The following is a 22,377-nucleotide window of genomic DNA, read 5'->3' as shown; positions in this document are numbered from 1 at the left end:
CTCGGGCGGCCGGAGGCAGGCCCCCGGCCGCCCCCAGCCTACTCCTGCTCGGCCGAAATGGCCGCGGGACCGTCGGGCAGGTTCAGCAGGCCGCCCAGCAGCAGGGCGTTGCTGAACAGGCGGGAGGTGCCGTGCCAGTAGTGGCGGAAGTTGGGGTCGTCGGCGAACAAGACCACCCGGCCGCTGCCCACCTTGCTTACCACCACGGCCGCCGAGCTGCTGATCTGGCGCAGGTTGTTGCTCGACACGTAGCCGCTCACCAGCGGGGCCGAGGCGTACTGCACCACGGTGGCGTACGGGTTGCGGCTGGGGCGCAGGAAGGTGGTACCGTTGCGGAACACGTACAGCCGGCGGCTGGTCAGCCCGAAGCCGATGGGGTTGGTGATGTCGATATCGGCCTGGTAGATGGAGCCGGCAATGGCGCGGGTTCCCTCCTGCTCCTGGCTCACGAAGTCGGCGCGCCGGGCCACGGGCAGTCCGGCCGCCGGGCGCGCACCGGCTTTGGGCGTCGAAAGCGGGCTGGCTTCGGCTAGGGCGGTGGAATCAGCCCAGCCGCCGTGGGCCGGGATGAGCAGCTTTTCCTTCACGATACCCTGCTTGATAGCCCACTCCGAGGCGTTTTTCAGGGTGATGAGCGTGCCGCCGTCCTGCACCCAGCGGCGCAGGCGTTCCACGGTGGACTTGTCGAGGGCCGCGTAGGAGCCGCCTACCAGCACCAGCGTGTTGTAGCGGCCCAGCGGGGCCCGGCCGAAGTTGCCGACCTCGATGCGGCTGAGCGGCAGCCCCAGCTGCTGGCTGGCTACAAACCACGCCTCCCCCGCTTCGGCGGCATTGACGCCCGTGCCCACCAGCAGGGCCGCTTTGGTTTCGGGCACGGTGCGCACGTTGTTCGAGCCCAGGTCGATGCCGCCCAGGCTGAAGCCGGTGGTCACGCCGGTAAACGTCACCTGGTTCTGGCGGCTTACCCGGCTTACAATCTGGAACACCGAATCGGCCGGCAGCGCCTGGGCAGCTACGGGAATAACCAGCGTGCCGTAGCCGAAATCGGTGGCCGTCTTCTCGTCGGCCCCGGCCCGGAAGGGCTTGAAGCTGACTTTGGCCGTCAGGCCGGCGCGCTGCAGGGCCACTAGGGCGCGGGCCGCGTTGTAATCCGACCACGGCAGCAGGTAGGCGTAGCTGCTTTGCCCGCCGCGCACGGTGCCGGCCAGCACCTTGGGAGCGGTAATGCGCGCGCCCTGCACCAGACTGGTATTCTTCTGCCGGGCCACGGCCAGGCCGTAGGCGTGGGCTTGGCTCCAGCCGGTCACGTCGTAGAACACGCTGTCGTGGAAGGTGGTCAGCTCCTCGAACAGGGAATGAACGATGCGGTACTGGGGCTGGCTGGTGGGCACCACGTAGGCCTTGCCTTGCTCGAAGGTCTGCTTGTCGAGGGTGACGCTCTTGCTTAGCTCGTGCACCTCAATCTTGTGCTGCAGCAGCAAACTCAGGAACCGGTTGGTCAAAGTCTCGTCGGCGGCGTTGCCGAACACGTAGGCCTTGGTCGGAAACTTCTTGGCGTCGGTCAGGGCCGAGGCGAAAAAGTCGCGCTGGTGGCGCAGGTACAGGTCTTTTTCCTCCACGGCGCCCTTTACCGTGGCCAGGCCGGTGGCCACGTGGTTGCGGATGGTGAAGGGGAAGGTCACCACGCCGTTCGTGCCTTCCTGGGCCAGCCCGCGGGAGCTGCCCACCTCGAAGGTCACGCCCACGCCGCCCTGAAAATCGGGGTAGGTGGAGCCGTAGATGGGCGAGAGGTTATCGAACTGTTCCTTGGTCCAGTACAGGGAGCCGAGGTTGTCGAGCGACTTGGCGAAGTACTTGGCCAGGTGCACGTTCAGCACCTCGTAGGTGGCCCGCGGAATCAGGTCGTTTTCGGTGCTGAAGGGCTTGGAGGGCTCGAAGTAGTAGGTGCCGTTGGTGCCCATCTCGTGAAAGTCAATCATCACGTTCGGGTACCACTCGTGGAAGAAAGCCATGCGGGCTCGGCTTTCGGGCTGGGTCAGGGCCAGCCAGTCGCGGTTCAGGTCGGTGTAGAAGTGGTTGGTGCGCCCGCCCGGCCAGGCCTCGGTGTGCTCCCGGTCGAGCGGGTCGGTGGGGTTGGGCCAGGATTTGTTCTGATCAAACCAGTGCGAGGCCCAGTCGCGCCCATCGGGGTTTTCCAGCGGGTCAATGGTCACTACGGCCTGCTCCAGCCACTGCTTGGTTTCGGGGCTGGTGGAGGCCGTCAGGTAGTAGGCCAGCAGCAAGGCCGCCTCCGAGGAGCTGCTCTCGTTGCCGTGCACGCCGAAGTTGAGGCTCACCACCACCGGCAGCTGCCGGTAGTCGGGCGCGGGCAGCTTCGGGTCCACCAACGCCCGCCGGGCTTTTTGCAGCTGCGACAGATTTTGCTGGTTTTCGGCGGCCGTGATGGTAGCCACCACCTGGGGCCGCTCCTCAAACGTGTTGCCAATCACCCGCACGCTCACCTTGTCCGACACCCGATCCAGCTCCTTCAGGTAGGCCACAATCTGGTCGGTGCGGGTGTAGTGCGTGCCGATGGGGTAGCCCAGAAACTGCTCCGGGGTGGGCACTGCGGGGTCAAATGCCGCCGCCGCGCTACCGGGGAAGTAGTAGCTGGTGGGGCTATTGGTCTGGGCCAGGGCCGGGCCGGCCAGCAGCAGCGCCAGCGCGGTGGTAAAAAGCGTAGGTTTCAACATGAAGGAAGGAAGTTGCGGGTGACGGATACTGCGGGATGACAACGGAGTCCGCCCCGGCGCGGACCGGCACAAAAAAGCCGGGAATGGGCCCTGAGCCCACCCCCGGCTGCCGGGAATTCGGGCGCTAGACCAGAACCTGGATGACGGCTTCCGAGAACCGCTCCATTTCCTCCAGCTGCGGGCTACACTGCAGCAGAAACAGGTCGACGCCGGCGTCCTCAAACGCGCCGATGCGGTCGGCTACCTGCTGGGGCGTGCCGGTGAGGCCGGAGCGCAGGCCCCGGTTGGAAACGGAGTAATCGGCCAGGCTCACCTGGTTTTCGAGCTGGGTGCCGGCCAGCCACTGCTGGTAGTTTTTATAGCCCGCGGCCGAGCCCTGCACGTCGGTGATGCGGGCCAGCTCCTTCTTTACCTCGGTTTCGGTGTTGCGCACGATGCTGTAGGCAGCCACCCCGAACTTCATGCGGGGCAGGCCCAGCTTTTCGCGCCGCTCGCTCAGGTCGCGGATGCGGCGGCCAATGGCCTGCGGGTCGTCGCCGTGCATCACGTAGCCGTCGCACTGGGCCGCAATCAGGTTCTTGGCCGCTTCCGACTCGCCCCCGGCGTACAGGAACGGGGCCTTGGCGGGCTTGGGCTGCAGCACGTTGTCGGCCACCTGGTAGTACTTGCCGCTGTAGCTGAAGTGGTCCTGCTTCCACAGGTTGGTCACCACGTCCAGCCACTCGGCCGTGCGGGCGTACCGGTCGTCGTGCTTTTCGAACTGCACGCCGTACTTGGTGGCCTCATCCTGCCACCACGACGATACCACGTTCAAACTGAGCCGGCCGTTGCTGATCAAATCGATGTTGGCCGCTTGCTTGGCCAGCAGGGCGGGGTTATGAAAGGTGGGGCGCACGGCCACCATCAGCTCCAGCTTTTGGGTAACGGCGGCCAACGCGGCGGCCGTGCTCCAGGCATCCAGCGAGGGGGCTTCCTCGCCCTTAATGTCGTTGAGGTTCAGCTCGGCAATCAGCGAGAGGTCGTAGCCGAGCTCCTCGCTGCGCTGGGCCAGCGTTTTCACGTAATCCCAGTCGGCGCGCATGTTCTCGTCCTCGACGTTGCGCAGCCACCCGCCAAAAACGGGCATCCAATATCCGTAACGCATACTATGTTAGTGAAAAGCCGGTACCGGCAGTTGAGTGGCAGAAAGGGGGGCAGTCGGGGCCGCGGCGTTCACCTGGGTTTCGAGGTAGTCCACAAAGCGGGCGTAGGGGTCGAAGCCCACCACGTTCACCGCGTCGGCCACGAAGTTGGACAGGGCGTTGATGTCGTAGAACAGCACGTCACCGGTCCGGTCGTCGATGAGGTATTCGATGCCGCCCACGTCAATCTTAGCGGCGGCCACGATGCGCTCCACGGCCTCAATCACCTCGGCCGGGGGCGTGAAGGCTTCCACCTGGATGCCTTTTTTCGGAGCCTCAGTCAGGCAGAAGTCGCCGGCGGCGGGCTCCTCCGGAATCTGGCAGATTTCGGCCGGGCACAGGTTAAAGCTCTCCCCGGTGGTGTACACCTTCATGGCGTAGAGGAACTTGCCGTTGAGGGTTTCCACGCGGTGGATGTGGCCGCCGCGGGGCGTGACAAACTCCTGCACCAGGGCCGTCTGGTCGATGCCCAGATCAATCTGGCCGGCGGCCACGGCGGCTTCCACACCCTCCGGGGTGTCAAAGCGGATGATGCCCGCGCCGCTGCCCCCGATGTTGACTTTCACCACGATGGGAAACTGCAACTGCCGGGCCGCATCCGGGATGCGGGAGGCATGGTTCACCACGAAGGACTTGGGGAATTTCAGCCCCAACGAGGCAAACAGGCTGAGCTGCCGGGCCTTGTTGGTTTCGATGCTGGTAGCCACCGAGCCATTGATGATGCGCGTGCCGATGCGCTCCAGGTGCGTGGCGTAACCGGCCGTGTGGAAGATGCCCTGGCCGTGCCCGCGCAGGTAGGCCGAGGAGCTCATCCGGTTCACCACCAGCGAGTAGCGGCTCTCGGTTTCGGAGGGGTCGAACAGGTGATGGGCGGCGTCGATTTTCTCGTAGGGCAGGCCGCGACGGTCCAGCTCCGCAAACAGGGGCTTAAACCACTCAGGGTGCTCGAAGTAAATGCCGATGGGCTTGGGGGAATTTGCCATAACAGTGAAATGTGAGAGAAGAAAAAAAGGGGAAATCAGGCTAGTAGCCGGGGTTCTGTTCCAAGTCGGGGTCGGCTACCAGGTCGTTGAAGGGCAGCGGGAATACCCAGCGGCGCTGGTCCGTGACGCCGAGCACCGCGCCGGCACGGCCGGTGCGTACCAGGTCAAACCACCGGTCGGCCTCGAAGGCAAACTCCACCCGCCGCTCGTTCTCGATGGCCAGCAGCAAGGCGTCGACCGTGGCGGCGGTGCTGGCCGGCACCCCGGCGCGGGCGCGCACGGCATTCAGGTCGGCCAGGGCATCGGTGAGCTTGCCTTGTTTGGCGCGGGCCTCGGCCCGGATGAGGTACTGCTCGGCTAGGCGCAGCACGTAGCTGGGGTCGTCGCGCTGGGCCGAGCGGCTGTAGAGGTTGCCGTAGGTGACGTTGGCGCCGGCAATGACGGTGCTGCCCAGCAGGGCCGAGCGGCTGCCGCCCACGGCGGGGTCATTCAGCAGGGTAATGGCCGCCGGCACCGGTTGGAAGTTGAACTGCCCGCCCAGCGCGCTCGGGAACCAGTTGTTCCACATGGTGTTGGGGTCGGCGTTGCTGAAGGTAAGCTCGAAGATGGCCTCCCGGCTCCCAAACGGGGCCGTGGATATGGCCCGGTAGGGCGTCACGAGGCCATAGTTGGTGTTGCTGATAACCTGGGTGGCGTAGCTTTCGGCGTCGGTCCACTGCTGGCGGTAGAGGTGCAGGCGGGCGCGCAAAGCGCGGGCCGTGGCCTTCACGGCCCGGTTGCGGGTGGCGGCCTCGGGCAGCAGGGTTTCGGCCTGGGTCAGGTCGGCCAGCACCTGGTCGTAGGTCTGGGCCGGGGTGCTGCGGCGGGTGCCGCGGCCGTTTTCCTTGGTGCGGGTGGGCGTAAGCACCAGCGGTACGCCGCCCCAGCCCCGGTTCAGGTCGAAGTACACCAGTGCCCGCAGAAAGTAGGCCTCGCCCAGCAGCTGATTTTTCTCGGCGGAGGGCAGCAGCGGGTCACTCAGGCCGGGCACGGCCGCAATGACGTTGTTGGCCCCGTTCACGGCCTGGTACATCTGGGTCCAGGCCTCGGTGATGAGCACGTTGTCGGCGCTGAGCTGGTTCTGGTCGATCTGCAAAAACTGGTTGAGCGTACCGTTGAAGCGCACGTTCTCGCCGGGCAGAAAGCCCAGCACCGGCCAGTTGAGCTGGTAATACGCCTGCACCCGGTCGTACACGCCGATGGTGGCCGAGCGGGCACTACCGGCGTCGGTAATGGCCTGGTCGTCGGGCAGCTGCTGCACCGGGGTGGGCTCCAGCAGGTCGTTGCAGGCCGAAATGCTCAGCGAAGCGGCCGACAGCAGCACGGCCACGAATAGTTGATTTATCGAAGACAGTTTCATCGGATGCACAGGCTTAGAGGCCGACGGTCAAGCCCACCTGGAAGGTGTGGGGCTGGGGCACGGTGGCCCAGTCGAAGTTTTTGGTATTGCTGACCCCGCTCTGCGAGTTCACCTCGGGGTCGAGGCCGGAGTAAGGCGTGATGGTGAACAGGTTGGCCGCCTGCACGTACACGCGCAGCGAGTTGAGGCGGGCCCGGGCGGCTACGTCCTTCGGCACGGTGTAGCCCAGCGAGAGGGTGCGCAGGCGCAGGAAGGAGCCGTCCTCCAGGTACCGGTCGCTCAGGTTCTGCACCACCCCGCCGTAGTTGTTGGAGGCCGGGTTGGTGGTCAGGCGTGGAATGTCGGTCACGTCGCCGGGCTTTTGCCAGCGGTCCAGCTGCTCGCGCAGGTAGCCGATGTTGCTCTGCGTGCCGCCGTGCACCAGGAAGAAGCGGTTCATGTTCATGATCTTCGCTCCCTGCTCGAAGTTCAGGGTAAAGCCCAGATCCAGCCCCTTGTAGGTCACGGAGTTGGTCAGGCCCCCGAAGTAGTTGGGCCAGGCGTTGCCCACCAGCCGGCGGTCGGCCACGGTCAGCTGGCCGTCGCCGTTCACGTCCTGGTACTGGGCGTCGCCGTTTTCGGGGTTCACGCCGGTCTGGTGATACAGCCAGAACGAGTAGAGCGGGGCACCCTCTTCCAGTCGGAAAATGTCGCGCGAGCCCGAGGTGATGGGCGCGGCCAGCTTCTCGATTTTGTTCACGTTGCGGGCCACGTTGGCCGTGGTGCTCCACTGCACGGCGGCGGTGCGCGGCAGCCAGTTGGCCGTCACCTGCACCTCGAAGCCCTTGTTGCGCACGGCCCCGAAGTTTTCCACCACCGAGGCGAAGCCGGTTTTGCGCGGCACCGGCACGTCCAGCAGCAGGCCGGAGGTGTACTTGTCGTAGTAGTTCAGCTCCAGCAGCAGGCGGCTCTGCAGCACGGCCGCGTCCAGGCCCACGTTCCACTGCCGGGTGCTTTCCCAACTCAGCGCGGGGTTGGCCAGCTGCAGGGGCCGGGTGCCGGGCAAGTCGAGGTAGTTGGCCCCGCCCTGCACCAGGCCGCGGGCGGCAAAGTCGCTGATGCCGGCCTGGTTGCCGGTTTTGCCCAGGCTGCCGCGCAGCTTCAGTTCCTGAAACACGTTCAGGTTGCGGATAAACTCCTCCTCGCTCAGGCGCCAGCCCAGGCCCACGGCCGGGAAGTAGCCCCAGCGGTTATCGGCCCCGAAGCGCGATGAAGCGTCGGCCCGCAAACTCACGTCGGCGGTGTAGCGCTGCTTGAAGCTGTAGGTGGCCTTGCCGAAGAACGACAGCAGCCCGGCCTGGGAGCGGGCCGAGGAGCCCGTCTGGGTAGCGGCCGAGGCAATGCTGGTTAAATCGTTGCTCGGAAACTGCTGGCCCGCGAGGCTGGTGCGCTGGAAGGTGTTTTTCTGAATGGTATTGCCCACCAGCGCCTGCAGCGAGTGGTCCTCGCCCAGGTCCACCGAGTAATTCAGGGTCTGCTCATTGAGCAGGGTGATGTCGCGGGAGAGGAACGAGGTAGCCGTACCCCGGGGCTGCCCGGCCAGGATGAGCGTGTTGTTGAAGTTGTTCTCGTACATGTCGTTGAAGTCGATGCTCCAACTGCTGCGCAGGGTCAGGTGCTTGCCAAACTGGTACTGCCCGTACACGTTCGAGATGACGCGCGAGCCCACCGCGTCGTTGTTCAGGTTGTCAATCAGGGCCTGGTGGTTATCGAAGGAGCCGTACTTGGCGTAGGAGCCGTCGGGGTTGTAGACCGGCAGGTTGGTGCGCGGGAACAACGCCGAGTTGATGACGCCCACCGGGTTGTTGTCGTTGCTGCTCACGTTGCGGTGGGTGCGCGTGAGGGCCGTGCTGGTGCCGATGCGCAGCCGGTCCGTCACGGCGTTATCTAGGTTCACGCGCAAACTGAACCGGTCGAAGTTGGTGGGCCGGGCAATGCTTTCCTGCCGGAAATAGCCGCCCCCGATGTAGAACTGGGTTTTTTGCGAGCCCCCGGCCGCCGACAGCTCGTAGCTCTGGGTCTGGGCCGTGCGGAACACGTCCGAGAGCCGGTCATAGGTCTGCTGCTCCTCGGGCAGGCCGCGCCCCCCGGCCGACACCGGGCGGTAGGGCAGTTGGGCGGGGTTGCCGCCGTCGTTGAGGAACCGCTCGTTTTCCAGCTGGGCCAGCTCCGGGCCGGTTACCAGCTCGTACTGCTTGGGTGCTTTGGAAAGGGCGTGGTAGGTATTGAAGGTGATGCGGGTTTTGTCGCCGGCCTTGCCGCGCTTGGTGGTGATGAGCACCACGCCGTTGGCCCCGCGGGAGCCGTAAATGGCCGTGGCGTTGGCGTCCTTCAGGATTTCGATGCTCTCGATGTCCTGGGGGTTGATATCGGCCAGCGGGTTGCTGGCCACCTGGTTGCCCAGGCCGGTGGCAATCAGGTTGGTGTTGTTGATGAATACCCCGTCCACCACGTAGAGCGGGTCGTTGCTGGCGTTCACCGAGTTGCTGCCCCGGATGCGGATGAAGATGCCCCCGCCCGGCACCCCGGAGTTGGCCGATACCTGCACGCCGGGCGCTTTGCCCTGCAGCAGCTGGTCGGGGCTGGCGGCCGGAATGTCCTTGAGCGCATCGCCGCTCACCGAGCTGATGGCACTGGTCAGCGTCTTGCGGTTCTGCTCGCTGTAGCCGGTTACCACCACTTCCGAGAGCTGCTTTACGTCGGCTTTCAGCGCCACGCTGATCGAGCCGCCGGTTACAGGTACCGTCTGGGTTTCGTAGCCGATGGCGCTCAGCAGCAGCGTGCTGCTGCCGGCGGGCAAGGTCAGCGAAAAGCGGCCATCCGGGCCGGTAGAGGTACCGGCGGTGGTGCCCTTCACGAGCACCGTCACGCCCGGCAGCGGGCTACGGTCGGCGGCATCCATCACGAGGCCGGTTACTGTCTGGGCGGCAGCGGTCTGGGCGAAAGCCGGCTGCGCCAGGCCCACCGCCACCGGCAGGGCCAGTAGAGTAGAGGATTTCATAGGAAAGGAGGAAAGTGTGCTTGGGGAAATACCCCGCTCCGCTGCCGGCCCGTGCCCGTGGCCATTCATCGAAAATGCCGCCCTTGCCTGTGTCTTCTTCAGCCGCCACTCTCCGCAACCATCCCACTAACCAAATACACTACCCTTTCAAACGCGGTAAACCGCCTTCAGACGCAGTTTTTAGCCGATTCCGCCACGGCGGTAACCGACCTGGTCAGGGAGTAGCAAAAAGCAGGGATGGGAATAGCCGGTCGTCGACCAGGAGTAGCACACCGAACCGCTGTGGGGAAGATGGCGCGTCAGGGCGCAACAATCCGGCAACGGGGCAGCAGACGGGGCGGGCCCTATCAGGCCCGGCAGCGCGGGGAACCGCTACAAAAAGGGAAACGAGGGAATGGGAAACGCCCTAGCAACCCTGGCCCACCGTCGGCATACAGACGGGGCCACGCATCACGCCACAACACCCATGCTGTACAGCGGGACGGTTGGCAAAGAAAGCGGGGGTGCTGGTGAAGGAATTCACGGCGTTGTTGTTTTTATATGTTCAGGAGTTGGCACCGTTCCGGAGTTTCCGGGGGTTGTCGGCGGTTCATCGAGCCTGTCTCTCCGCGCCTCTGTATAAAAACAATCCTTTGTGGGGTAAAGAATTGGTCCTGCAAATGTACTGGTGGATTTTTCAAAAATCCAAATCTTGTTGTTGGCGCATTCATTCAACTACCCCGCTGCCAAGCAGTAGGGAGGCGCAAAAAGACACCGTGAGCATACCGGCGCATTCGCTTTGGAACTTGCCTGGTAAGCCCGCGTGCCTATATTTGCCGCCGGCCTTTCGGGGCCGTACTGCTGGCTGGCCGCCCATTCTACGGGCATTTTCGCCGCCGCTTCCCGTCTCATATGCTGCCCGAAATTCTGCTGAAACACTGCTGTTGTTGTTGCCCCGCAACACGCTAACGCCCTAGTGCGCCGGTGCCCCCGAGCCGCCGGCATTTCCGCCGTTTTTCTGTCTGCTCATGCTTTCTGCTCCCGACGCCGCGCCGCGGCCGGATTTGGTGCGCGGTATCCGCCGCTGGGATTTTGTGGCCCTGATTATCAACATCACCATCGGTGCCGGTATTCTGGGCCTGCCGGCCAAGCTCTACGCCCTGGTGGGTGCCTACAGTTTGTGGGCCTACGGGGTCAGCGCGGCCGTCGTCACGCTTATCGTGCTGTGCTTTGCCGAGGTCAGCAGCCGGTTTCAGGGCAGCGGTGGGCCCTATCTGTACGCCCGCGAGGCCTTCGGGCCGCTGGTGGGGTTTGAGGTGGGCTGGCTGCTGTGGATTTCGCGGCTGGCCAGCTTCGCGGCCCTTTGCAACCTGCTGGTGGAGTACGCCGCCTACTTCTGGCCGGTCGTGGGTCAGGGCCTGGGCCGGGCGCTACTGATGGCCGGGCTGATTACGGGCCTCACCCTGCTTAACCTGGTGGGCGTGCGCACGGCCGCCGCCGTCAACAACCTGCTGACGGTGAGCAAGCTGCTGGTGTTTGGCTTGTTCACGGGGGTAGGGCTGTTTTTCGTGGACTGGCAGGCGTTTTCGTTTGTCGCCGCCCCGCCCGCAGCCAGCTTTTCCAGCGCGGTGCTGCTGCTCATCTTCACGTTCTCGGGTTTCGACGTGGCTGCCATTCCGGCGGCTGAAATTCAGCAGCCCCAGCGCACCGTGCCGTTTGCCTTGTTCACGGCCATTGGCACGGTGGCGGTGCTGTTCGTGCTGGTGCAGGTGGTGTGCATTGGCACGCTGCCAGGCCTGGCCACGGCCGAGCGGCCCCTGGCCGCGGCCGCCGCGCAGTTTATGGGGCCGGCTGGGGCCGGCCTGATTGCGGCGGCCGCCATGCTCACGGCCCTGGGCACGCTCAACGCCCTGATGCTGGCCGGTCCGCGCCTGCTGTTTGCCCTGGCCGAGCAGGGGCAGATTCCGGCCGGGTTCGGGGCCACGCACCCGCGCTTCCGCACGCCATACGTGGCCCTGCTGGTGTCGGCGGCGCTGAAGCTGGTACTGGCCATTTCGGGCACGTTCATTTACGCGCTTACCCTGAGCACCATCATCCGGCTGACGTATTTTGCCCTGACCTGCGCGGCCCTGCCGGTGCTGCGGCGGCGGCACCCCCACCAGCCGGCCCCGTTCCGGGTAGTTGGGGGAAGCGTAGTGGCGGTAGTGTGCATTGCCCTCTGCCTCTGGCTGCTGCTGAGCAGCAAGGGCACCGAGGCCCGCGACGTAGCTATTGCCGCCGTGGTGGGGCTGGGGCTGTACGCCGGCTTCCGTCGCCGGCCGGCCACCACGTAGCCCGTCGCCACGGGCGTCCGGCCTGCCACGCCCACTGCTGATTTGTAGTTCCACTTTCCTCCCCAACGCCCCTTTCGCCGATGTCCCTTTCCCTGCCCATAACCTCCGTGCCCATCCGCACCCCGCAGCGGGTGGCCGAAATTTCCTGGTTTGATGACCTGTGCGGCGGCGACACGCAGTACCTGAGCGTGCTCGACGGGGCCTACCGCAGCTCCTGGGCCCACTGCCGCGACATCGTGCTGAAATCGGAGCAGCTGAGCTACTCCAACATTCTGCTGCCGACCTCCTACACCGTAGGGCAGGACGTGATGACGTTTGCCGCCGGCATTGCCCCGCAAACCTCACGCATCAACCTGCTCACCGCCATCCGCACCGGCGAGATTCACCCGCCCATGCTGGCCCGGGCCCTGGCCTCGCTCGACCACATGCTGGAAGGCCGGCTTACCATCAACATCATCAACTCCGATCTGCCCGGCCTGCGCGAGGTGCCCGAGCTGCGCTACCAGCGCTGCGCCGAAACCATCCAGATTCTGCACCAGGCCTGGACCCAGGAGCGCATCGAGCACCGCGGCGAGCTGTACCAGTTCGACATGCCCTCGGACCCGGCCAAGCCTTACCAGCAGAACGGCGGCCCGCTGCTGTATTTCGGGGGAACCTCGGAAGGGGCCCGCGCCGTGTGCGCCGAGTACTGCGACATGTTCCTGATGTGGCCCGAAACCGAGGAGATGCTCTACGAAACCATGCAGGACCTGAGCGCCCGCGCCGCCGCCCACGGCCGCCGTATCGACTTTGGCCTGCGCATCCACGTCATCGTGCGCGAAACCGAGGACGAGGCCCGCGCCTACGCCAAGAAGCTGATGTCGAAGTTTGATCCGGTAAAAGGGGCCGAAATCAAGAGCCGGGCCCAAGATTCGTGGTCCTTGGGCGTGCACCGCCAGAACCAGCTGCGCGAGCACGCCGACATGGAAGGCTTCGTGGAGCCGCTGCTCTGGACCGACATCGGCAAGGCCCGCTCCGGGGCCGGCGGGGCCCTGGTAGGCAACCCCGACCAGATTGTGGAAAAGCTCAACCGCTACATGGACATGGGCTTCCGGGCCTTCATTTTTTCGGGCTACCCCTTGCTGGATGAAGCCGACTACTTCGCCCGCTACGTGCTGCCGCGCCTGCCCAACGTATCCATGCCCGACCTGCAGGGCCGCCGGCCGGCCACCACGCCCGTAACGCCCCTGACCACGGCTACGCCTAGGTAATTAGATTCAGCCAGCCGGGCTGCAGCTGCATAAATTTCAATAGATAAACCCGCCAGCCGGGGTTTCCTTTACGTTCCTTTTCCTACTCTTCATGAAACATTTTCTGTACAGCGCACTGCTGCTGCTGCTGCCCGGCCTGACGCAGGCCCAAGCTCCCGCCGAAAACTTCGTGGTGAAAGGCCGCGTAGGCGCCAAAGCCGGTATCACAAAGGCTTACCTGGGTTACTCTCTCAACAAAGTCTGGACTACTGACTCGGCAGTGGTGAAAAAGGGCCGTTTTGAATTCAAGGGCACGCTGCCCGAGCCGGGCCGCGCCTCACTCACTTTTGCCCACAACGGCACGCCGTTTAAGAAATCTAAGGATGCCTCCCGGCAGTTTTTCTACCTGGAAAAAGGCACCATCACCGTCACCACGCCGGATTCGGCCAAGCGTCTGGTGGTGCGGGGTACTCCCCTCAACGACGAAAATGCCAAGCTGACGGTGACCCTAAGACCCTTGGACGACCAGTATGAAGCCATCATCAGGGAATACCGGGCCCAGCCTGAGGCCACGCGCAAAGATGCGGCCTACCTCCAGCAGCTTGAAGCCAAGCTTGCCCCCCTTGAGGCCGAGCAGAAAAAGGTTCGGACCAACTACGTGAAGTTGCACCCGGACACGCGCTTCAGCCTGTTCGTTTTGCAGGATGCTGGCGGATCGGTGCCTGATGTGGGGCCCTACGCCGCGCTGTTTCAGGGCCTGAGCACCACCGTGCGCAACTCGCCGCGCGGTCAGCGCATCGACGAGCAAATCAAGCGTCTGCAGAAAGTAGCCGTAGGTGCCACCGCCCCGGATTTCACCCAAAATACCCCCGACAACGTGCCCGTGACGCTCTCCAGCCTACGAGGTAAATACGTGCTCATCGATTTCTGGGCCAGTTGGTGCGGCCCCTGCCGACAGGAAAATCCTAATGTGGTAAAGGCCTATCAGCAGTTCAAGGACAAAGGTTTCACTGTACTCGGCGTATCACTGGACCGGGAGGGTGCGCGCGAAGCCTGGATGCGGGCCATTGAGAAAGATGGGCTAACATGGACGCAGGTGTCGGACCTGAAATTCTGGAATAACGCCGTGGCTCAGGAATATGGTATACAGGCTATTCCGCAGAATTTTCTCCTGGATCCACAGGGTAAAATTGTGGCCATCAATCTGCGCGGGGAGGCGCTGCAAACTACCCTTGGCCAGTTATTGAACAGGGTAAACTAGTCCGTTTCGGTCCATTACCCTAGCCGCAGCTTCTTGGACTCTTTACAGGGCCTCGGATCTGCGGCTGTTTTTTTCTGCGCATCCATGGAAAACGCATTTCTCACACCAGTATGAAATGGTTTGCAGCGTGCGTGGGGCGCTACTGGCGTACTGGGCTACCTTTCGTCCGGCCCAGCCGGCAGCACCCATTGCAGCATTCAATCATGGTCATATCCGCGACATGCTGGTACACGTCGCGGATATGACCATTTCTGGCTAGGCCAGTCGGGGTTGCAGAGGCCCCCGGTTCAATTATTTATCGGAATGTGCCCGAAATAGTGGCGGTGCTGCATCAACAGGCACCACAACCTTTTTCTACTCTGCATGTATTCACTCACATCATTAGGCACGAGTTTCATCACAAAGGCCAAATGTTAAACATGAGCCGACAGCTGGGTTGTACGCCGGTGGACACTGATGCCATTCGGAGATAAACTGCTCCGTGACGGGTAGTCAGATGGGAGTATATCCGTGCGGAAACTTTGGCCAGTAGTTCGTGCATTCAGATTTCGAAACCCCACACGCGGTTTCTACTGCCAGTTGAATTGAGCAGTATCTCAGCAATCAGGAAGAATTCCCTATCATTTCAGATTGCCTGGGGCAGGAAGCCCCTATTGCATTACGGCTGCCAGCTTGTCCAGCAAATCCTGATCCGAGGGGTTATCCTGCAGGGCCCGGCGGTACTCCAGGGCGGCCTGGGACTTGTCGCCGGTGAGGGCGTACCAGTCGCCCCAGCGGGCGGCCACGATGCCCGACTGCGGGTACTGCTGGCGGGCCAGCTCCAGCAGCCCCCGGGCCCCGGCCACGTCGGGCCCGCCGGGCCGGCGTGGGTTCAGCAGCTCGTAAATCAGGTAGGTGAGCGGGTATTCGCCGAGCTGCAGATTGCGGTAGCCTGCTACGGCTTCGGCCACGCGCTCCAGGCGCAGCAGCTCGTTGGGCAGCAGCGCGTCGTTGGGCAGTCGGGGCAGAGCTGGGCCGCCCGCCAGCATCCGCAGCCCGGCTACCCGGCCATCGGGGGCGCGCTCGAACACGGCCCGCAGTGGGAAGTCGGTAAAGGCCAGCGTATCGCCGCCGCCGGGGTAGCACAGAATGCCGGGGCCGCCGTTGATGCGCTCCACTAGGTGCTCACCCTCCACGCGGAAGTCCAGCACCTCGTCCGGCCCGCGCTGGTAGCGCCCGGCCACGGCGGCCAGCCACCCGGGGGCCGCCGGCCGGGGCACCAGAGCTGGCGGCAGAAAGGCCGGCCAGCCATACACGCGGGCTACGGCCCGGCGCACTTCCTTGCCCAGCTCGCTGGCGCCTCCGTCCTGGTTCATCATGATGACCACCCCCTCGCCCCCCACCACGCTGCCGATGGCGTAGGCCACAAAGCCGGCGTTGACGCCCGTGTGCTCGAAGTAGCGGCTGGCCTCGCCCTGCTGGTCGGCCCGCTGCAGCAGGAACGGGCCCAGCGCTATCTGCTCGCGGTAAGTGCCCGCCGACACGTCCGCCTGGGGCGTAAGCAGGGTGCGGGCCGTGGCCTGCTGCAATACGCGGCCCTTGCCCCGATAGGCCTGCTGTACCTCGATGAGCAGCCGGGCCAGGTCGGTGGGGGTGGCGTAGAGGCCGGCCGCCGCCTGCTGGGGGTACACGTAAGGCATGCCCTTAAACCAGGCGTTTTCAGAGTAGGCCCCGGCCGCCCGCGCCTGCCAGGCGGCCGGCAGCGGCTGGCGGAAGGTGAGGCTGCGCAGCTTTAGTGGCCGAAACAGCCGCTGCTCGGTGAGCGTGGCGAAATCCTGGTGGGTAACATCCATCAGGGCCAGCTGGGCCACCATATAGCCGCCCCCCGAGTAGTTGAAGCCCGTCCCCGGCTCCCGGTTCACCACTACCGGCCGCGTCTGGGCAGCGGGCTGCCCGCTGAGTACGTCCACTACCGAGGGCAGCGGGCCCCGGCCCGGCACGAAGCCAAAGTACGCCGACTGGCTGGTACCGCCCTGGTGGCTGAGCAGCTGACGCAGCGTCACGGGCCGGCGGCGGGTCCAGTCGTTGTCGGCCAGCTGCCACGAGGTCAGGTAGGAGTTGATGGGCGCATCCAGCGCCAGCCGGCCCTCCTGCACCAGCTGCAGGGCGGCAATAGCCGTCACCAGCTTGGAGATGGAGCCGGCCGAGAACAGCGTGGCCGGGGTGACGGGCCGTTGGGTAGTGGTGTCAGCCAGCCCATAGCCTTGGGCCCATTCCACCCGGTAGTTATGAATGACGGCAATGCTCAGGCCTGGCACCCGGTAGTAGCGCATGCGCTCCAGCAAACTCCAGCCGGGCAGACCCTGCACCGGCACGTAAGGCATGAGCCCCTGCTCCACCGCGGCCCGGCGGGCGGCTACGGTGGCGGGGACAATAGCAGGTGACTGGGCCCGCAGCCGGGCAGGCAGCAGGGCGACGAGCAGCAGGGGGCAGAGCAGGAAACGCAGATGCATGGCAGCGGGAGTAAGGTGAAGAGGCAAACCTAGCTTCCCAGTGCGTCGGATTCGTCCCGAAGTGTAGCTTGATACCTCTTTTGGTACTGACTGGGCGTCAGCTGATTCCGTTCCTTGAACGCGCGGTTGAACGTGCTTTTGGAGTTGAAGCCCGCTTCCAGGGCCAGGGCCAGCAGGGTGTAGCGCGCGGCGTCGGGGGTGAGGAGTCGGCGCTCTACTTCGGCCAGCCGACAGTTGTTCACCCACTCGGTAAAGGTCTGGCCGATGCCCGCGTTGATCAGGTGCGAGACGGTGTTGGGCGGCAGCCCCAGGTGCTGGGCCACCGTCCCCAACGACAGGTCCGGGCCCCGGTACAGCGCCTCGCCTTCCATGACCTGCACCAGGCGTGCCAGCAGCACCGGATCGGGCGGGGCTTTACCTGCCGTCGGTGCAGCTCCTAGGAGTTGTCCAGCGCTGAGCGGGGCCGGCGAAGTTTCACTTAACGCTACCTCGGCGGGCGCAGTTAGCTGCGGACGCGCGTTCACCGCATCGGGTCCTTTCAGCCACGCGACTAGCGCCGCTGCGTAGGTGAGCACGGGCAGCAGCAAGCTGGTCAGGTAGAATTTGGGAGCCCCTTCGGGTAAGTAAGAATCGTTAATCAGCGGATCCAGCGCTGCCAGCGCGTAGAAGCCCACCACTCCCCACAGCCCCTGCTCCGCCCACCGCGGCCGGGCGGGGTGACTACGCACCAGCCGTAATGCCTGGGCCGCGTACCAGCTCACCGACAGTACAGCCCCGTAATACTCCAGGTAGCGGGTAACGGGCTTGTGCACGTGCTGCCAGAACCAGGCTTTGGTGTCCAGAGACTGCGCGGCCAGCAGCAGGTAAAAGCCAGTCTGCACCGCGCCGGGTACGAAGTGCCACTTTGCGGGTGCGCGGCCGTCACCGTAGCGGGCCCGCACGGCCGCCCACAGCAGGGGCCCGTAGCACCAGGAGTAGAACAAGGGCATAAAATACAGCGTCCGGTGCCGAAAGTACGTGCCCGAGCTGGCCAGCCCGTAATCCAATACCTGCAGCGTTAGGCCCAGTACCAGCAGGCCCAGCCACCCGGCCCCGAGCCGCCGCCGGGCTAACAGGTAGCCGCCGGTGGTCAGCCCCTGCACGAGGCTAAACGCCAGGAATACCACCCACCAGCTTACGTGAATAATCATAGCATCAGCAGCTCAGCCCAGGTATTCACCGCCGGACTGCTCATCAAGATACGGAGCCGCACTGTTTGATGGAGTAGTACACCGAAAGCCGCACCAGGCAGGTACAAACCGGGAAAAACCAGTACTGCCGCAGGCCGTCGAAATCCAGCCTGTTGCTCCGAAGCCGGCGTACAGGTTTGGTTACCGGCGCAGCTGACCTTTCGTTTGCGGCCGGATTGTCGCACCCCTACCCCGCGGCTGGGTAGATGCACGCGTCAGGCCGTGGCCATTCTGGCTTCTTTGCTCACTCTCGGGCATTGCGCCGGGCAGCTGGGCATTGGGGCCAGTTGCCCGGCTGCCGCGCGACTACATTGCCCGGGAGCTGTGCGTAAACCGTAGCCGGTCCCAACTTAAGTCAACGCCCCAGCTCAAGTGCAACGGCAGGTGCCACCTGGCCAAAGAGCTTAAAATCGTTGCACGGACGGAGCGTAGGCAGCAGTCCGATAATCGGCAGGCATTCCAGGAAATTATCCTGTTCTGCACGCCCTTCGCGGCCCTGGGGGTGGTGCCGCCCGGCCACCGCCCGGCCACGCCGCGCTCCGTCGCCCTCCAAATTGGCAGCTACCACTGGCACCGGCCCCGATCATCCACCCGCGCCTAAGCGCGGCCGTTTCCGGCACTTTCTTCGTGTTTCGCCAGTCAGCTGTGCCCGCCTTCCTGCGGGCTGATGGTCCGGGCATAGCGTGGACGAGCCGGATACTTTGCCCGGCAGGTTCGCCCTGCCAGCGCAAGCCGTTGCCGGCCGGTTTACAGATCCACGAGACTGCGCAACGTTCTGCCTCCCTTCTTTTTTTTTAGCGTCCCCGGTGCCCCGCGAGCTGAACGGCGGGCAGAAAGGCGGCCATGACGAAGAGTAGTTTCCCGGAGTAACGCAGTCACTTCGTACGCGTACCATGAACCCAGCGAGAAGCCTTCCGCTTGCGTCGCCCCCCTCCCCCATCACTTGCGTCCGGTACGGAACAGCCACTAATCCAAGACTACCATCTGGCTTCTTCATTGCCCACCAAGGCGCAGTGTTGCCGCCCCACGGCGGCAGGTAACAGGTGGCGGCGGGCTTGATTTACTTCAGACTGGCATACAGCCCCGGAAACTCCGTTTTCAGCAGGTTTATGGTGGTACCGCCCAGATTGTCAAATACCTTATTCCCCGCCTCAAAGTCGCGCAGCAGCGGGTGCGATACTTTCATCAGCCGGGCAATCCGGACCTCATCGTCCCCCATGAAATTCAGCACGTGCTGGATCTGGGTCGGGGTCATCTTCAGCTTTTGCAGACGGGTGATGATGCGCTGCTGTAGGGTCGGCAGCTCCGCCTGCAGGGCCAGCGTCATCTGCTTTTCCAGCGGCCGGCCCGAACCAGCCGGTTTGGGCGCACCATCGTCCTGCGCCGGATCTGCCAGCTGCACCTGCGGCTTGGGAATCAGAAAGCGTACCGATTTAACCTTTTTGCCGTCCTTGATGGGTTCGTAGTTCACCACCCAGCCCAGGGAGTGCAATTCGCGCATGGCCGGCTCCAGCACGTAGCGCTTGAAGTCATAAAACAGCGTGTAGGTCACGTCGTTATCATCCCCGAGCACCTGCTTGCGCAGCGCTTCAAACTCCACCTCCCACAGGCCCACATCGTCCCACGATTTAAGCAGCCAGTACAGCCGGTGGGCGTGGGCGGATTTGAGCGTGAGTAGCGACTCCAGTTCCACGTGCGTGTACTGCTCGGCGAGCTGGAGCAGAAACGGCTTGATTTCCGGGGCGAAATTGCCCGTCAGCAACCCCGTACCCTCGTTCAAATCCAGGTAGCTGATGATTGAATAAGCCGTAAAACGCTTCTTGTTGCCCGTCTGCGACTCAATGCTGACTACTTTGGACATGAGGCTTTTACACGCATCCCGAATGGTTTCGTACACGCTGCCGCCCTTCTTCTGGGTCATTACCCGGTTGATGGGAATCGAAATACCGGGCAGTTCCGTCTGGTCCTGATGAATGCAGCCCAGCGCCAGCGCAAAAATCCGCGCTTCCACGTGCGTAAGCTTTAGCGGGGCCCGCACCAGCGCGTTGGCCTGGTAGGCCCGGGGGTAAAGCACGGGAAGGGTGACAGCATGCATAGGCTAAGCGGATACGGCGGGCTAACCCACGAAGTTAAATTAATCAGCGTGAAATCCTACAGCTGTTCACGCAACAGCTACAGGGTGCCGTTTTTCACGCAGTTGCCGCCGCCGGCCGGCTGGTGCCATTTTTCACGCAGATACTTTCGGTGCTGCCCGGGAGTGCCGTTTTTCACGTAGTGGTGCCATTTCTCACGCAGCAGAGTGCCGTTTTTCACGCAGATGGTGCCATTTTTCACGTAGATGGGTGCCGTTTTTCACGCAGCAGAGTGCCATTTTTCACGCAGATATTCGACTTAAAATATTATATTTCAATCAGTTACAGCACCCTGAATATAGAATAGAAAGAATAGCTTAAGAATACAGAAGAGGCTCTGCTTTTTTTTGGTTGTTTTTCTAAAACCAAAAAAAAGCAAAAAAAGCCTGTTTCAAGGCAACCAAGCTAGTTTTTGGGCGAAAATGCAAACCATGTGCCTATTCCACGGGAGTAAAATCTCTCCGGGCACCTGCGTGAAAAATGGCACCCCTCTCCTACCCGGCCTTCGCACGGCATTGCTTTGGAATCAGCGACTTGCCATCTACGTGAAAAATGGCACCCGGAAGCTGTTGCCATCTGCTTAGCCAGCGTATTTTCCCTCCTGCGTTGGTGTGGCCGGCGGTTGAGTACACAGGCATAGACCCGGAGGTTTACCCGGCTGGCAAGGTCCTACGGTTCCGGTCCCCGCAATGGAAGTTCCGTATCCTCGTTCCGGAACGCTGGTTCAGGCAGTGCGGGCACCACGGCAGTTGCCTCCTGTTTTTCCAACACCGCAGTATTCACCATGAACAGCTTCCCAGATACGTTAAGCCTGACTTACTGCGAGTGATTAACCAGACCAGTTAGACTTGTTTTAAAAGCTATAAAAAGGTGTAAAAAAAGGTGTGGATTTACACTCGTTAAAGAGTGTAAATCCACACCTTTTTTTCTGTGACTGGCAAGCAATTTATCTGTATTTCTTCTGCTCCCGCTGAATTTTCTCTTCAATGGCTTCCAGCAGCCAGTCCTGGGTGGAGATACCCAATTTAGGGCTGGTAGGCTTGCGCGGGCGCTTTGCCCGCAGCTCATCAATGACTGCCAGTGTTGCGGCCGGCAGCTTGATGTTGAAGTTTTTGAGCCTGACGTCAGCGGCGGCCGGCACGGCGGCTATGGGTAGCGCGGCGGCTTCGGCAATTGGCGCAGCCGTGAGCGAAGAGCTACCCCGATTGATAACCTCCTCTACCTTCTTCTCGTCGAGGTCGGGTGTGGGTAGTGCTACCGGGGGAGCTTTACGAACGGGGGGTTTGGAGATGGCCATACTACTTGGTAACGTGGCTGAATAAAACATTGAGCTCGGCAACGGCTTTCTCGTCCACCGGCGTGTGCTCGAAAACGGACAAGCCTTTACTGGCGGCCGTCGCAAAGGCTTTGCGGCTGACGATGGGAAAGTCCACGAAGTTTAGCTCTTCGTTTTCCCGCAGCACTTCCATTGCTTCAGCGTTATCTACTCCCCGGGTATCGGCCTTGTTAAGAAAGGAGAATGTCTGCAGCGGGCTGGTGCGCACATCCTGCACCTCGGCCAGCAGCGACAGCACTTTGGAGAGCGTCCAGATTTCATACGAGCGAGGTGCGAAGGGTAGCAGATACCGGTCGGAGACAAACAAGGCTGCCCGTTGGCTGGAAGTATCCCGTCCGCCTGTATCGATGATGATGTGGCTGTATTTGGGCTTGAGTAGTTCCACCTGCCGGCGTACCAAGGCCCCGGTCAACTGTACCAGAGTATAGCCCAGCTCACCGTTACGCGTCTCACCCCGCCATGCCGTAAAATCCGAAGAGCTCTCCTGCTCATCCGCATCTACCAACAAGACATCATGACCCTGGCGTGAAAGCCATACTGCTAAATTGGTAGAAATGGTGGACTTGCCGGTTCCTCCTTTTATTCCGCCTACTGTGATTACCATAGAGTTACAAACTTAATTTAGGTGTTGAAAAAGGTGAGTTATCAGGTGTATAAATCAAAGAGAAATACACCTATTTACAGGTGCAAAAACCAACCTGTATTCGTACCTGCTTCGAAGTGCAAATATAGGTGTCATCCTGAACCTTTATCCGAGTGCAAAATATATTATTATTAAGGTGTGTAACAACTTGTATTTTTGGGTGCCTTTTAAGGTGCCTTTTAAGGTGCAAATTAAGGTTAAGATAAAGGTTGTTTTATAGGTTCTGTTATACACCTCGAATTATATTAAATAAAAGGTGTTGTTATAGGTGTTTTACAAGGTACAAATTATGGTTAAATAACAGGTGTGCTTTAAGGTGTTATTTTAGGTGCATATTGTGCTATTTTATTCATCTGAAGTCGGCAGTAAGGCAGTAGGTAAACACACGTAAATACGCACCCTTTTCAT

Annotated in this window: 16 protein-coding genes and 1 riboswitch; of the genes, 5 read left to right on the top strand and 11 right to left on the bottom strand. The window is 62.4% G+C overall.

Annotated features, from left to right (window positions below):
* Positions 1-38: 38 nt before the first annotated feature.
* From EI291_RS14760 to EI291_RS14740, 5 genes are all read right to left on the bottom strand, one after another.
* Positions 39-2,732: a M14 family zinc carboxypeptidase gene (locus EI291_RS14760; RefSeq protein WP_125421430.1), complete on the bottom strand. Its 2,694-nt coding sequence runs from the start codon at positions 2,730-2,732 to the stop codon at positions 39-41.
* A 124-nt stretch (positions 2,733-2,856) separates the two neighbouring features.
* Positions 2,857-3,876 (bottom strand): LLM class flavin-dependent oxidoreductase, encoded by a 1,020-nt coding sequence (locus EI291_RS14755; protein WP_125421427.1) that lies wholly within the window; start codon positions 3,874-3,876, stop codon positions 2,857-2,859.
* A gap of 6 nt (positions 3,877-3,882) precedes the next feature.
* A complete protein-coding gene (locus EI291_RS14750) occupies positions 3,883-4,896 on the bottom strand; it encodes an ATP-grasp domain-containing protein (protein ID WP_125421425.1) in 1,014 nt (337 codons plus the stop codon).
* 40 nt (positions 4,897-4,936) lie between these two features.
* The gene (locus EI291_RS14745) at positions 4,937-6,295 is read right to left on the bottom strand and encodes a RagB/SusD family nutrient uptake outer membrane protein (RefSeq protein ID WP_125421422.1); all 1,359 of its coding nucleotides are present in this window, start codon (positions 6,293-6,295) and stop codon (positions 4,937-4,939) included.
* A gap of 13 nt (positions 6,296-6,308) precedes the next feature.
* Complete coding sequence (locus EI291_RS14740; protein WP_125421419.1) at positions 6,309-9,335, bottom strand: SusC/RagA family TonB-linked outer membrane protein; 3,027 nt, start codon at positions 9,333-9,335, stop codon at positions 6,309-6,311.
* Between the two features lie 533 nt (positions 9,336-9,868).
* Positions 9,869-9,960, bottom strand: a riboswitch (SAM riboswitch).
* Positions 9,961-10,342: 382 nt separating this feature from the next.
* Here EI291_RS14740 and EI291_RS14735 point away from each other — a divergent pair.
* From EI291_RS14735 to EI291_RS14720, 4 genes are all read left to right on the top strand, one after another.
* Positions 10,343-11,647: an APC family permease gene (locus EI291_RS14735; protein ID WP_125421416.1), complete on the top strand. Its 1,305-nt coding sequence runs from the start codon at positions 10,343-10,345 to the stop codon at positions 11,645-11,647.
* An 80-nt stretch (positions 11,648-11,727) separates the two neighbouring features.
* Positions 11,728-12,897, top strand: a complete 1,170-nt coding sequence (locus tag EI291_RS14730; protein WP_125421413.1) for an LLM class flavin-dependent oxidoreductase — start codon at positions 11,728-11,730, stop codon at positions 12,895-12,897.
* Positions 12,898-12,988: 91 nt separating this feature from the next.
* Entirely contained in the window at positions 12,989-14,137 is a 1,149-nt protein-coding gene (locus tag EI291_RS14725) for a TlpA disulfide reductase family protein (protein WP_125421410.1), read from the top strand.
* Positions 14,138-14,442: 305 nt separating this feature from the next.
* Complete coding sequence (locus tag EI291_RS14720; RefSeq protein WP_317127668.1) at positions 14,443-14,610, top strand: DinB family protein; 168 nt, start codon at positions 14,443-14,445, stop codon at positions 14,608-14,610.
* Positions 14,611-14,787: 177 nt separating this feature from the next.
* Here EI291_RS14720 and EI291_RS14715 read toward each other — a convergent pair whose 3' ends face one another.
* Positions 14,788-16,629, bottom strand: a complete 1,842-nt coding sequence (locus EI291_RS14715) for a serine hydrolase domain-containing protein (RefSeq protein WP_125421407.1) — start codon at positions 16,627-16,629, stop codon at positions 14,788-14,790.
* 29 nt (positions 16,630-16,658) lie between these two features.
* Entirely contained in the window at positions 16,659-17,819 is a 1,161-nt protein-coding gene (locus EI291_RS14710) for a helix-turn-helix domain-containing protein (protein WP_125421404.1), read from the bottom strand.
* A 316-nt stretch (positions 17,820-18,135) separates the two neighbouring features.
* Between EI291_RS14710 and EI291_RS14705 the strand changes: the two genes are divergently transcribed.
* Positions 18,136-18,459: a hypothetical protein gene (locus tag EI291_RS14705; RefSeq protein WP_125421401.1), complete on the top strand. Its 324-nt coding sequence runs from the start codon at positions 18,136-18,138 to the stop codon at positions 18,457-18,459.
* 459 nt (positions 18,460-18,918) lie between these two features.
* On the opposite strand, the gene EI291_RS14700 is transcribed toward EI291_RS14705, so the two are convergent.
* The 4 genes from EI291_RS14700 to EI291_RS14690 form a co-directional block, all read right to left on the bottom strand.
* Positions 18,919-19,953 carry a replication initiation protein gene (locus EI291_RS14700; RefSeq protein ID WP_125421398.1) on the bottom strand — a complete coding sequence of 345 codons (1,035 nt, stop codon included), beginning with the start codon at positions 19,951-19,953 and terminating at the stop codon, positions 18,919-18,921.
* A 77-nt stretch (positions 19,954-20,030) separates the two neighbouring features.
* Positions 20,031-20,171 (bottom strand): hypothetical protein, encoded by a 141-nt coding sequence (locus EI291_RS22905; protein WP_170172655.1) that lies wholly within the window; start codon positions 20,169-20,171, stop codon positions 20,031-20,033.
* Positions 20,172-20,936: 765 nt separating this feature from the next.
* A complete protein-coding gene (locus EI291_RS14695; RefSeq protein ID WP_125421395.1) occupies positions 20,937-21,287 on the bottom strand; it encodes a hypothetical protein in 351 nt (116 codons plus the stop codon).
* A 1-nt stretch (position 21,288) separates the two neighbouring features.
* Complete coding sequence (locus tag EI291_RS14690; RefSeq protein WP_125421392.1) at positions 21,289-21,930, bottom strand: AAA family ATPase; 642 nt, start codon at positions 21,928-21,930, stop codon at positions 21,289-21,291.
* Positions 21,931-22,377 lie beyond the last annotated feature (447 nt).

Origin of the sequence: Hymenobacter rigui, assembly GCF_003944715.1 — a bacterium.
In the GTDB taxonomy this organism is placed as follows: Bacteria; Bacteroidota; Bacteroidia; order Cytophagales; family Hymenobacteraceae; genus Hymenobacter; species Hymenobacter rigui.
This window is presented reverse-complemented; position numbering and strand designations above follow the sequence as displayed.